The following is a 12,524-nucleotide window of genomic DNA, read 5'->3' on the forward strand; positions in this document are numbered from 1 at the left end:
TTCCCTCAGGCCTTGCAATGGCAGTGACTCTTTGCAATAGGCCGCACATTCGAGAAAACCTTGCAAGCTGCGGCACTTGACCAATCGTCATAGAACCCGCGGCTTTAAAGCTTTTTAAGAATGACAGAGCGCACCCGGATTTGTGTTGGGTTTCGCTCAAACCAGAGATTACGTCCGTTTCACGGACTTTTTGCGACAGAACGAAACTGCTCCGGCTTCAGAGGCAAAAAGAATGAAACTTTTCGCAGGCAACTCCAACCGGGTTCTTGCCGAATCCGTTGCTCAATATCTCAACGTCCCGCTTGGCAAGGCAACTGTACGCCGTTTCGCCGATCAGGAAATCTTCGTAGAGATTCAGGAAAACGTACGCGGCGAAGACGTATTCGTACTGCAATCGACATCCTACCCGGCAAACGACAATCTGATGGAACTGCTCATCATGATTGATGCGTTCCGTCGTTCATCGGCACGCCGCATCACAGCCGTTCTTCCTTATTTCGGCTATGCGCGTCAGGATCGTAAGCCTGGCCCACGCACACCAATCTCCGCAAAGCTTGTCGCAAACCTTATCACCGAAGCAGGTGCTAACCGCGTTCTGACGCTTGATCTTCATGCGGGTCAGATTCAGGGTTTCTTCGATATCCCGACCGACAATCTCTATGCCGTTCCAGTTATCGCACGCGATGTGAAGGCCAACTACGCGACCGGCAATTGCATGGTCGTTTCGCCCGACGTTGGCGGTGTGGTTCGCGCTCGCTCGCTTGCAAAGCGCATCGATGCTCAGCTAGCGATCGTTGACAAGCGTCGTGAACGTCCGGGTGAATCGGAAGTCATGAATGTTATCGGTGACGTGACCGGCAAAGATTGCCTGCTGTTCGACGATATCGTGGATTCTGGCGGCACGCTCTGCAATGCAGCTGAAGCACTGCTCGCCAAGGGCGCAAAGAGCGTTACCGCTTACATCACACATGGTGTTCTTTCCGGCGGCGCTGTTGCCCGTATCGCTTCGTCAAAGCTGAAAGAGCTGGTCATTACCGACTCCATCCAGCCAACCACTGCAATCAATGACGCTCCAAATATTCGCGTTCTGTCGATCTCCAGCCTCATCGGTGAAGCGGTCGCGCGCACTGCGGCCGAAGAGTCGGTTTCGAGCCTGTTCGACTAATTCGCTATCAACCGAATAGCGATACCAAAACATGCCGCGAGCAGAAGCACGAGCGGCATGTTGAGCTTCAGAACAATAAGTAAAAATGCCGCCGCGCCTGCAATCAGGACGGCGGCATTGTCTATTGTGCTCACCACTGGCAGAGGCAGGGTTAAAGCGCCTATTGGGTGGTCGACTACTGTTCCAAACAGCACATGCAGTGAAAACCACAGGGCAAGATTGGCAATCACGCCGACGACTGCAGCTGTTATCCCAGCCAGCATGGCGGATAGCCAACGTACCTTGCGCAACCGCTCCAGAAATGGTGCGCCAACAAAAATCCATAAAAAACACGGCACGAAGGTAAACCACAGCGCAATCAAGCCGCCGAAAAAACCACCCACGAGCGGCGGGAGCCCCGACAGATTGGACGCCCCGATAAAGCCGACAAAAACCAGTACAAGGATCAGCGGGCCCGGCGTGGTTTCGGCAAGCCCAAGTCCTGTCAGCATCTCACCGGGCTTCATCCAGCCAAAATGCTCGACTGCCTGCTGTGCAGTATAGGAGAGCGCGGCGTAGGCACCGCCAAATGTCACAGCTGCAAGCTTTGAGAAAAAGACAGCCTCTGTCGTGAACACATGACGTCCGCCAAACGCCAGATAAAGCGCTATGAGAGGAAGAACCCAGAGAGAGCCCCAGATGAGCGCCTGCTGTGTCGCTACACGCATTGCATTCGGACCAACCGCACCATGTGCCGACCCAGGCCCATCGCGCTGCAGCCAGTAACGCATTCCTCCTGCCAGAGCCGCTAGCGCCACCACCAAAGGAAATGGCAGTTTGAGGAACGCGACCGACATAAATGCCAGCAATGCTATTACATAGGAAAACCCAGACGTCAGTGTGCGCCTGGCCATTCGATAAAGAGCCTCAAAGACAATCGCCAAAACTGCCGCTTTCAGCCCAAACAAGAGACCGGCAACCACATCTACATGACCGAAGACCACATAGAGTGCCGATAGCGCCAACATGACCGCAGCGCCGGGAAGAACAAAGAGCAACCCAGCAAGCAGCCCGCCACGCCAACCCTTGGCGGCCCAGCCGCAATAGGTGGCAAGTTGCATGGCTTCGGGTCCGGGCAAAAGCATGCAGAAGTTCAGAGCATGGATCAGTCGCTCCTGATCCATCCACTTCTTTTCGTCAACGATCACTCGCTGCATCATGGCAATCTGCGCAGCAGGCCCACCAAACGACAGCAACCCGATCTTGCCAAAAGTGGCGAATAATTCCCTGAAATCCGGTTGCGGCTCTGTTGTCATGTTCACTCTCTGCATAATCCCCCAAGCAGTTGCTGAGGATCATTACAGGTTGATGACAATTTGCACAGAAGGTCCGTTACTCGGCAGCAGTGCTTTCGTCGATGTGATCATCAGGCGCGTTGGGATCACCGGGCGCCGTCTCACAGCCAAGATCAGGGAAGTTAACGATGCGAAGTCCTTTGAAGTCATTACGCAATACAAGAAGACCGCGCTCTTCAAAATAGGTCAGGAGACGTCGAGCACGGCTCAATGAATGCGTGCCATAGGCGCGCGCGAGGGCCGCATCCGAAGGACATGGCGCACCCGTCACAGCCGCCTGCGCGACAATCAGGAACACACCCTGCACATCATCGGTGAGGCTTTCGGACAGCGTGAGAGCCTGTTGCCAGGTTTCGCCAGTCGCGGCATCACCCTTGATGCTCGCTTGCGCAACCGCCAACCGGCGACGAAATGCGGGAAGCGCCAAAGGCTCCCCGGGAACGCGATGAATACGGCAACGCACCAGAAAATCCTGATAAAGCACGGCGACCGAACGGAACGATGCTTCCGGGTCATCGACAATTTCGCGCATCACCTTTTCAAGCAGTTCTTCGCGCTCTGCTTCCACAATGCCAGGAAACAACGGTGCTTCGACGGGCTCCGCTTCAAGCTTGGGTTTGGCGACCTGCGCCAGAATTTCCGCTGTTGATGGCGGCGGCGGTGGCGGCGGAGTTCGTCGAACAACCGTACGGATTTCCTGTGGTGCAGGCGTGAAGATGAGATCGCGTGCATCTTCTGGCGCATCCGGCAATGGCATTAACTTCGGTGACGATGAACGCGCGGAAGTTTCAACCTTGCCGATTTTGATGGGCAGCGGACGGCGTGACAATGCCGGTCCAAGCGCCACAAAGTGACCGCGTTGCAGGTCTCGGAACATTTCGGCCTGACGTCGCTCCATACCGAGAAGATCGGCGGCGCGCGCCATATCAATATCAAGGAAAGTACGCCCCATCAGAAAGTTGGAAGCTTCTGCAGCGACATTCTTGGCAAGCTTGGCCAGACGTTGTGTGGCAATCACCCCCGCGAGGCCGCGCTTACGACCGCGACACATAAGATTGGTCATAGCACCCAGGGAAAGCTTGCGGGCTTCGTCCGATACTTCGCCGGCAGCAGCCGGTGCGAAAAGCTGCGCTTCATCGACCACAACCAGCATTGGATACCAGTAATCTCGTTCAGCATCGAACAGGCCGCCGAGGAAAGCGGCAGCCGCACGCATCTGCTGTTCGACGTCGAGACCTTCGAGATTGAGTACGACGGAAACCCGATGCTGACGGATACGTCCGGCAATGCGCGTCAGTTCGGCTTCGGTGCGTGCAGCATCAACGACGACATGGCCATGAATATCGGCCAGCGTAACGAAATCGCCTTCAGGATCGATAACGCATTGCTGCACCCATTGGGCGCTCTGCTCAAGCAGGCGGCGAAGGAGATGCGATTTGCCTGATCCTGAATTTCCCTGAACCAGCAGGCGGGTTGCGAGAAGCTCTTCAAGATCAAGCATGGCCTGCTTGCCACCACCAAGCGCACCTGCCGCAGCAGTACCGCTTCCAGCAACAGAACCCATGTCGATACCGACCTGCATCTCGTTTCCTTTTGTTCTGTGAATGTTGGGACGACTCGGCAGGAGAACCCGCGATCAATCAGGCACCCGCTTAACATTTTTGACGCGGCTAATGCCACCCGTTAAAGGAAAAGCCCACAGAAGGCGTGTTTCGAACCCAAAAAACTTGCGCTTGAAAAGCCTATGGGCTATAGGCTGCCATCCGCGTAGACACCCTTGGAGGCAACGCGGAATGGGGCGGTCCGGTCTTTCACACTGTGGAAGACATTACGGGCTGTTTCATGTTGTTCGCTGGAGCATGATCCCGAAAAGTGGAAACCGGTTTTCGGACAAGATCATGCTTAGATAAAAAACTGCGACCAACACTCCAGTAACTTTGAAAGGTAATGCCATGAGCGATACTTACGTGCTCAAGGCCGATCTGCGCAGCCGGGTTGGTAAGGGGTCCTCCCGCGAACTTCGCCGCAACGGCCAGATTCCTGCAGTCATCTATGGCGACAAGCAGGAGCCCCTCGCAATCGCCGTTCCTTATAAGGAAGTTTACTACAAGATCCACGGCGGTGGTTTCAAAACCACGATCGCTACGATCGAAGTAGACGGCAAGAAAATTCAGGTCCTCCCGAAGGACTACCAGCTTGATCCGGTTCGTGACTTCCCACAGCACGTCGACTTCCTTCGCGTTTCCGCGAAGTCGGTTGTTCACGTCAACGTTCCAGTTCACTTCAAGAACGAAGAAGCTGCACCGGGCATCAAGCGCGGCGGCGTTCTCAACATCGTTCGTCACGATGTTGAACTGATCGTTCCAGCGAACGCAATTCCGGAAGCTCTCGAATTCGACCTGACCGGTCTCGAAATCGGTGACTCGGTTCACATTTCGGCTATCAAGCTGCCGAAGGGTGCAACTGCTGCCATTCAGGACCGTGACTTCACGATCGCTACTATTGCTGCACCTGCCGGCCTGAAGTCGGAAGAAAATGCAGAAGGCGCTGAAGAAGCCAAGGACGGCGAATAATCGCTTTCCGCATATAGGGGCTCAGAACCATGCTGCTCATCGCAGGGCTTGGCAATCCGGGGCCCCAATATGCGCATAACCGTCACAATATCGGTTTTATGGCGGTGGATGAAATATTCCGCCGCCATAGATTTTCAAATTGGCAGAAGAAGTTCAAAGCGGACATCGCCGATGGCGTGATCGACGGCGAAAAAGTGCTTCTCATCAAGCCAATGACTTTCATGAACCTTTCTGGCCAGTCGATTGGAGAAGCCATGCGCTTCTACAAGCTGACCCCTGCCGACCTCGTCGTGATCTACGACGAACTTGACCTTGCGCCTGCAAAGTTGCGCATCAAGACCGGCGGCGGTTCTGGTGGCCACAATGGAATCAAATCCATCGACGCCCATGTGCAGGCCTTTCCGGGCGGAAAAGATTATCGCCGTATGCGTCTCGGCATCGGCCATCCCGGCGCAAAGGAGCTGGTTCACAATTACGTTCTCGGCGATTTTGCAAAAGTCGATAGCGAATGGCTTGATATACTTTTTGGCGCTATCGCAGATAATGTCAGCCTGCTTGCCAAGAAGGAAGACAACAGCTTCATGAACCGCGTGGCCATCGCCATGGGTGACGGTAGTCAGCGCCCGAGTGGATTCAAAGCAGATCCAGAGCAGGCAGCTAAGGCTCCTCCCAAGGCACAGAGCCACATTCGTCAGGCGCGCCAGAGTGCCGCAAAATCAAGCATTCCCGCGAGTGGCCCGATGGCAGAAATGCTCAAGAAACTTCTTGGCAAGAAGGACTAGTCATGAGCGAAGTCGTTTATATGTTTGCCATGAGTCTTGATGGCTTCATCGCCAATGATGACGGTAGCTTTGACTGGCTCGAACAATTTCCGCCAGATGATGGCTTTGGCTTCGATGAATTCATGGCTGGCATTACCGGTATTGTCATGGGGCGCCAGACCTATGATGTCATGTGTTCCATTCCAGAGTGGCCTTATGGCTCGCTGCCAGTCGTTGTTGCAACGCATCAGAAATTCGACAATCTGCCCGCGAACACTGCCGCAATGACTGGCAAACCAGCCGAGCTGCTTGCGAAACTCAAAGCTCTCGGCGCAAGTGGGCGCATCTGGCTTTTGGGTGGCGGCGATCTGGCGCGGCAATTTCTCGATGCCGGTCTGCTTGACATCATTGATATAGGAACTATTCCGATCATTCTGGGAAGCGGCAAACCGGCTTTCAAAAATTCATCACGCCACTGGCTGGATTTGCAATCCGCCAATGCGCTTCATAATGGCGCCGTGCGCTCAATTTACCGCGTCAAGCGATAAGGGACGAATATCATGGGTTTCAAATGCGGCATCGTCGGCCTGCCTAACGTCGGCAAGTCCACGCTCTTCAACGCGCTGACCAAGACGGCCGCAGCACAGGCTGCAAACTATCCGTTCTGCACCATCGAACCAAACACTGGCGAAGTGGCGGTTCCCGATCCACGTCAGAATGGCATTGCGAAAATCGCAGGCTCGAAGGAAATCATCCCTACCCGCATCAACTTCGTTGATATTGCAGGTCTGGTGCGCGGAGCTTCCAAAGGTGAAGGCCTGGGCAACCAGTTCCTTGCCAATATCCGCGAAGTCGACGCCATTGTGCATGTTCTGCGCTGCTTTGAAGACGATGACATCACCCATGTTGAAGGCCGTATCGATCCGGTGTCTGACGCAGAAACCGTTGAAACGGAATTGATGCTGTCGGACCTTGAAAGCATCGAGCGCCGCATCGTGCAGATCCGCAAGCGCGCCAGCAGCAAGGACAAGGAAGCAACCACGGTCTTGCCGATCATGGAGCAGGCGCTCGAGCTGTTGCAGAATGGCAAGCCTGTTCGCCTGATGCTGAAAGACATTGCCCCAGACGATCTCCTGATCCTCAAGGGTCTGAACCTGCTTACCTCCAAGCCAGTGCTTTATGTATGCAATGTCGCCGAAGGTGATGCTGCCAAGGGCAACGAGTATAGCGAAGCCGTTGCTAAAATGGCTGCGGAACAAGGCGCAGAGAGCGTCATCATCTCGGCTGCTATTGAAGCAGAAGTAGCCCAGCTTGCCGACGAAGAAGCCAAGGAATATCTCGACGCCATGGGCCTCGAAGAACCCGGCCTAGACCGTCTCATTCGCGCTGGCTACAAGCTTCTCGACCTCATCACCTACTTCACGGCAGGCCCCAAAGAAACGCGTGCCTGGACTATCAAGCGCGGAACCAAGGCTCCGGGTGCGGCAGGCGTTATTCATACCGATTTCGAGCGCGGCTTCATTCGCGCACAGACCATCGCCTACGAAGACTATATCAAGTTCAACGGTGAAGTCGGTGCCAAGGAAGCAGGCAAAGCGCGGGACGAAGGTAAGGAATACATCGTCCATGACGGCGATGTGATGCTGTTCCGCTTCAATACCTGATACGATCAGGCCACCGTGAAAACGGTGGCTTTTTTCTACGCATGTCTCTCAAAAGCGGGAGCCGGTTTGGGGGTAAAGACATGCCTCAGCAAAGAACCAGAGTGGCGAGTGCCGCTTTGGTTGGGAGGAGACCGGATTGACTGATAAGACGCCTAAATATGCCTATGAAGATTTCACGCAAGGACTGAAGCTCCCCTTCGGACCGCGCACCATCACCAAAGAAGAAATCATCGAGTTCGCCCGCGAATTCGACCCACAGCCTTTTCATCTTGATGAAGAAGCGGGCAAGGCAAGCGTGCTAGGTGGGCTTGCCGCGTCGGGCTGGCAGACAGCTTCCTTAATCATGCGAATGGTTTGCGATGCCTTTCTCACAAACTCCACCTCGCAAGGTGGGCCCGGTGTCGAGTTCACTCGGTGGAAACGTCCCGTGCTCGCGGGCGATACGCTTAATGGCATAACGACGGTCAAGGACAAACGTATCTCGAAATCGCGCCCGACAATCGGTTTGATTACGTTCCATCATGAACTGTTCAATCAACGTGGCGAAAGCGTCTGTGAGATGCAGCACCCATGCATGATGGTACGACGCGGTCATGATGCAATCTCGGAAGGTGCGGCATGAGTTTCCTTGAAGAAAACCTCGGGCAAAATCTTGTCATCGGAAGCTATACTTTCTCCGCCGAAGAAATTGTCGACTTCGCAAGAAAGTATGACCCACAGCCATTTCACCTTGATGCGGAAGCGGCAAAAAAAAGCGTCTTCGGCGGCCTCTGTGCCTCCGGCTGGCACACCACCGCGGTCTTTATGAAGCTGAACGTTGCCTCGATCGTAGAAGCAACAAAAGACGCAATGAAACGTGGTGAAGTTCCGCCGACTTTTGGCCCCTCACCCGGCTTTGAAAATCTGAAATGGATGAGACCAGTCTATGCTGGTGATACAATCACCTATAAGCGGACCGTGCATGCGGTACGCCCTCTCACCTCGCGGCCGGGCTGGTCGATGCTGAACATGAGTACCAGTGCCTTTAATCAGGACGGCGAGCAGGTTCTGTCCTTCGACAATGCTGCGATGGTGAAACTGCCGTCATAATACTAAAACGCCCAGATTACAGCGGTTCCAGTTAAGACTTAATCGTTGGAACCGCTGTAACTGTTTGTTTTTACGCATTATCCAACGCAAAATCGCTTCGCACTTTTTGCTGGAAATGCTTTAAATCCGGGCGTTTTATGCCATTCAATCGCCTTCAAACTCGACAAGCGTGCGCACCGGCACACCAAGAGCTTCGAGCTTCTTGCGACCCCCAAGGTCTGGCAGGTCGATAATAAAGCAAGCTGCAACGATTTCTGCACCCATCTGAAGCAGCAGCTTCGCTGCAGCCTCGGCTGTGCCACCGGTTGCAATCAGATCGTCAACCAGCATGATGCGCTCGCCTGGGACGATAGCATCGCGGTGCATTTCCATTTCGTCGATGCCATATTCAAGGCTGTAGGCAATGCGCACTGTATCGCGCGGCAGTTTGCCCTTCTTACGGATCGGCACGAACCCAGCCGAAAGCTGATGAGCAATCGCGCCGCCAAGAATGAAGCCGCGTGCTTCAATGCCCGCAACCTTGTCCACCTTGTTGCCTGCATAAGGATAGACGAGCTCATCCACTGCACGGCGGAAAGCTTGCGCATCACCCATGAGCGTTGTCACATCACGGAACTGAACACCGGGTTTCGGGTAATCAGGAATCGTTCTGATCGCGTCCTTCAGCGTCGCTTTGAGTCCGGATTCCATTTTCAGTCCTTTCAGAGGGTAAGCTCACGCGCTGTCATAAGGGCGTGTTTGCTGACGCAATTATATTGAACTCTCTTCAATCACGATATGCGCATCACGCCAAGCGCGTTCGCACTTTTTTGAACGGCTTCTGCTGTTCCCAAACAAAAAGGGCGCCTCGAGGCGCCCTTTCAACACATCTGCTTGATTAAAGAATCAATGCTTCACATTCGCCCAGACCGAACGCTTGGCGATGTAAACAAGACCAGCGAACAGGATCAGGAAAATAATAACCCGGAAACCTGTTTTCTTGCGGTCTTCCAGATGCGGTTCAGCGGCCCACATCAGGAATGCAGAAACGTCACGCGCATACTGATCCACCGTCTGCGGCGAACCGTCGTCATATGTCACCTGATCGTCGCTCAGCGGCTTAGCCATGGCAAGCGATTTTCCCGCGATGAAATACGGGTTGTAATGCGTGCCTTCCGGGACATGCATGCCTGCTGGCGGCTGTTCATCATAGCCAGTCAGAAGCGAGTGAATGTAGTCGGGACCTGCTTCGGCATATTGCGTGAATATATCGAAGACAAAAGTCGGGAAACCACGCTCAACCGCACGCGCCTTGGCGATTAGCGAAAAGTCTGGCGGAGCTGCGCCATTGTTCGCGGCAGCGGCTGCATTCGTGTTCGCAAATGGCGACGGAAAATGATCCGTCGGGATTGCCTTGCGGGTGAACATTTCACCATCCGCATTCGGGCCATCCTGCACTTCATATTCCGCAGCGAATGCCTTTACCTGTTCAGGCGAATAACCAAGATCTTCCAGTGTACGGAAAGCCACCAGGTTCATCGAATGGCAGGCCGAGCAGACTTCCTTATAGACCTTGAGACCGCGCTGAAGCTGTCCCTTGTCATAGGTTCCAAATGGACCTGAGAAGGTCCACTTTTCCTGCTTTGGATGGTGGATCGGAAAATGCTCCGGCTCCCCCTCGCCACCACCGGCGGCAAAGGCACCACCCATTGTCACACCCAGTGCTACCAGCGGAGCGATACCGAAGGCAGCGAAACTCTTGAGGATGTTTTTCATTGATACGTCCTTCATCTTTCGCTGCTTCAAGCCTTGATGTCCACTGGGGCAATCTCGGCCTTGCCTGCATTCTTTTCCAGTACCGCCTCGGTAATCGAGTTCGGCAGACGCTTTGGCGTCTCGATCAGGCCAAGAACCGGCATGATGACGATGAAAAATGCGAAGTAGTAGAGCGTACCGAACTGCGCCAGCAGCGTATAAGTGCCTTCAGCAGGACGCGAACCAAGCCAGCCCAGGAAGATGGCATTGATGACGAACAGCCAGAAGAACAGCTTGAACCAAGGGCGATAGACTGCCGAACGAACCTTCGACGTATCGAGCCAGGGAACAACGAAGAGGATTGCGATCGAACCGAACATGGTCAGAACGCCGCCGAGCTTCGAGTCGATGGGTCCGATGTTGAAAGTGATGGCGCGCAGCATCGCGTAAAACGGCAGGAAGTACCATTCAGGGACGATGTGAGCTGGCGTCTTCAGCGAGTCTGCCGGGATGTAGTTATCCGGATGACCGAGGAAGTTCGGCATATAGAAGACGAAATAAGCGAAGAAGATGAAGAAGACGAGCGCGCCAAAAGCGTCCTTGATGGTCGCATAAGGCGTGAACGGCAGCGTATCAGTCTCCGACTTAACTTCAATCCCTGTCGGGTTGGTCTGGCCGGTTACGTGCAGCGCCCAGACGTGCAGGATAACAACGCCTGCAATCATGAACGGCAGCAGATAATGCAGCGAGAAGAAGCGATTCAGCGTCGGATTATCGACGGCAAAGCCACCAAGCAACAATTGCTGGATCGGTTCGCCTATCACCGGAAACGCGGTGAAGAAGCCCGTGATAACCGTCGCACCCCAGAAGGACATTTGTCCCCATGGCAGCACGTACCCCATGAAAGCGGTTGCCATCATGAGAAGGAAAATCACCACACCAAGGATCCACAGAAGCTCACGCGGCGCCTTGTAGGAGCCATAATACAGACCGCGAGCAATATGCAGATAAACCGCAATGAAGAAGAATGACGCGCCGTTGGCGTGCATGTAGCGCAGCAGCCAGCCGGAATTGACGTCACGCATGATCTTTTCAACGGAATTGAAAGCAATTCCCGTATCCGCAGCATAATGCATGGCCAGCACAATGCCGGTAATGATCTGCGCAATCAGCATAAATGCCAAAATGCCGCCGAACGTATACATGTAGTTCAGGTTACGTGGCGTCGGATAAGCAACAAAGGAATCATAGACAAGACGCGGTAAAGGCAGTCGTTCGTCGACCCATTTTTCGATGCCGGTCGAGGGCGTATATGTGGAGTGTCCACCACTCATGTTTTCTCTCCCCAAGATCTGTTTTAGCCGATCCTGATGACCGTATCGGAAGCAAATGCATATGCCGGAATGTGCATGTTTTCCGGCGCTGGACCGCTGCGGATACGGCCTGCGGTGTCATAGGTCGAACCATGGCATGGGCAGAACCAGCCACCGAAAGAACCTGACTCACCGAGCGGTACGCAACCAAGGTGGGTACAAACGCCGATCATGATGATCCAGTTTTCCTTACCTTCACCTGCAGAACGCGCGACATCGGTCGCCTGCGCATCAGCAGGAAGGTTCGCATTGCGGGCCGCGATATCTTTCAGATCACCAAGAGCAGTCGTCTTGGCATCTTCAATTTCTTTGGCCGTACGGTTACGGATGAAAACTGGCTTTCCGCGCCATTTAACGGTGAGTGATGCGCCTTCTGCTAGAGAAGACACATCAACCTCAATAGACGCTGCAGCAAGCGTCGAAGCGTCGGGGCGCATCTGGTCGATAAACGGCCATGCCAGTCCGCCGATACCGACGACACCGGCCATTCCCGTCGCAATATACAAAAAATCACGCCGTGTCGGCTCAGCCGTGTCGTGTGCGCTCACGTGCCAATTCCTTTTTAACCTGGATATCCAATTGAAATCTCCCCTCGTTCCTTTGCAATTGCGCAAAAGCAGTCCAGCCTTTTGCGCTCACGCAAAAAGCAGTTCCACAATTGCTTGCAGAACGAAATTCCCTCCATCTCAACATAGAGGTTTAGGCAGGTTGAAAAGCCTTGTCCAGACGCCAACCCCATAGGACGGCACCATGTCGCAGGCTGCTTTATTGGGATGTTTTAAAAGCGACCAGACAAACCGCACCGCTCAAATCTCACTTTGAGCGGTGCGT

Annotated in this window: 13 protein-coding genes; 7 read left to right on the forward strand and 6 right to left on the reverse strand. The window is 54.2% G+C overall.

Features of this window, described 5'->3' with window-relative positions:
- The first annotated feature begins 232 nt into the window (after positions 1-232).
- A complete protein-coding gene (locus CES85_RS17575; protein ID WP_095447098.1) occupies positions 233-1,165 on the forward strand; it encodes a ribose-phosphate pyrophosphokinase in 933 nt (310 codons plus the stop codon).
- Here the strand turns inward: CES85_RS17575 and chrA are convergent.
- Together chrA and CES85_RS17585 are read right to left on the reverse strand one after the other, a co-directional pair.
- Positions 1,162-2,460 carry a chromate efflux transporter gene (gene chrA, locus CES85_RS17580; protein WP_095447099.1) on the reverse strand — a complete coding sequence of 433 codons (1,299 nt, stop codon included), beginning with the start codon at positions 2,458-2,460 and terminating at the stop codon, positions 1,162-1,164. The two genes, CES85_RS17575 and chrA, sit on opposite strands and share 4 nt — an antisense overlap.
- Positions 2,461-2,536: 76 nt before the next feature.
- A complete protein-coding gene (locus tag CES85_RS17585; RefSeq protein WP_095447100.1) occupies positions 2,537-4,081 on the reverse strand; it encodes a helicase HerA domain-containing protein in 1,545 nt (514 codons plus the stop codon).
- Between the two features lie 370 nt (positions 4,082-4,451).
- On the opposite strand from CES85_RS17585, the gene CES85_RS17590 reads away from it, so the two are divergent.
- The 6 genes from CES85_RS17590 to CES85_RS17615 all read left to right on the forward strand — a co-directional run bounded on the left by CES85_RS17590 (position 4,452) and on the right by CES85_RS17615 (position 8,586).
- Positions 4,452-5,072 carry a 50S ribosomal protein L25/general stress protein Ctc gene (locus CES85_RS17590; protein ID WP_095447101.1) on the forward strand — a complete coding sequence of 207 codons (621 nt, stop codon included), beginning with the start codon at positions 4,452-4,454 and terminating at the stop codon, positions 5,070-5,072.
- 29 nt (positions 5,073-5,101) lie between these two features.
- On the forward strand, positions 5,102-5,854 hold the full coding sequence (pth, locus tag CES85_RS17595; protein ID WP_095447102.1) for an aminoacyl-tRNA hydrolase: 753 nt from the start codon (positions 5,102-5,104) through the stop codon (positions 5,852-5,854).
- Between the two features lie 2 nt (positions 5,855-5,856).
- Positions 5,857-6,381, forward strand: coding sequence for a dihydrofolate reductase family protein (locus CES85_RS17600; protein WP_095447103.1), 525 nt, complete (start codon positions 5,857-5,859; stop codon positions 6,379-6,381).
- Positions 6,382-6,393: 12 nt separating this feature from the next.
- Positions 6,394-7,497, forward strand: a complete 1,104-nt coding sequence (gene ychF, locus CES85_RS17605) for a redox-regulated ATPase YchF (RefSeq protein WP_095447104.1) — start codon at positions 6,394-6,396, stop codon at positions 7,495-7,497.
- 136 nt (positions 7,498-7,633) lie between these two features.
- A complete protein-coding gene (locus tag CES85_RS17610) occupies positions 7,634-8,119 on the forward strand; it encodes a MaoC family dehydratase (protein ID WP_095447105.1) in 486 nt (161 codons plus the stop codon).
- Entirely contained in the window at positions 8,116-8,586 is a 471-nt protein-coding gene (locus CES85_RS17615) for a MaoC family dehydratase (protein WP_095447106.1), read from the forward strand. Before CES85_RS17610 ends, CES85_RS17615 begins: the two co-directional genes overlap by 4 nt.
- A 144-nt stretch (positions 8,587-8,730) precedes the next feature.
- Here CES85_RS17615 and CES85_RS17620 read toward each other — a convergent pair whose 3' ends face one another.
- From CES85_RS17620 to petA, 4 genes are all read right to left on the reverse strand, one after another.
- On the reverse strand, positions 8,731-9,276 hold the full coding sequence (locus tag CES85_RS17620; protein WP_024899419.1) for an adenine phosphoribosyltransferase: 546 nt from the start codon (positions 9,274-9,276) through the stop codon (positions 8,731-8,733).
- Between the two features lie 195 nt (positions 9,277-9,471).
- Entirely contained in the window at positions 9,472-10,341 is an 870-nt protein-coding gene (locus tag CES85_RS17625; RefSeq protein ID WP_191793940.1) for a cytochrome c1, read from the reverse strand.
- Between the two features lie 26 nt (positions 10,342-10,367).
- Positions 10,368-11,654 carry a cytochrome b gene (locus tag CES85_RS17630; RefSeq protein WP_095447108.1) on the reverse strand — a complete coding sequence of 429 codons (1,287 nt, stop codon included), beginning with the start codon at positions 11,652-11,654 and terminating at the stop codon, positions 10,368-10,370.
- A 23-nt stretch (positions 11,655-11,677) separates the two neighbouring features.
- Positions 11,678-12,241, reverse strand: a complete 564-nt coding sequence (gene petA, locus CES85_RS17635) for a ubiquinol-cytochrome c reductase iron-sulfur subunit (RefSeq protein ID WP_095447109.1) — start codon at positions 12,239-12,241, stop codon at positions 11,678-11,680.
- Between the last annotated feature and the right edge of the window lie 283 nt (positions 12,242-12,524).

The sequence above is a fragment of the Ochrobactrum quorumnocens genome (assembly GCF_002278035.1).
Lineage (GTDB): Bacteria > Pseudomonadota > Alphaproteobacteria > Rhizobiales > Rhizobiaceae > Brucella > Brucella quorumnocens.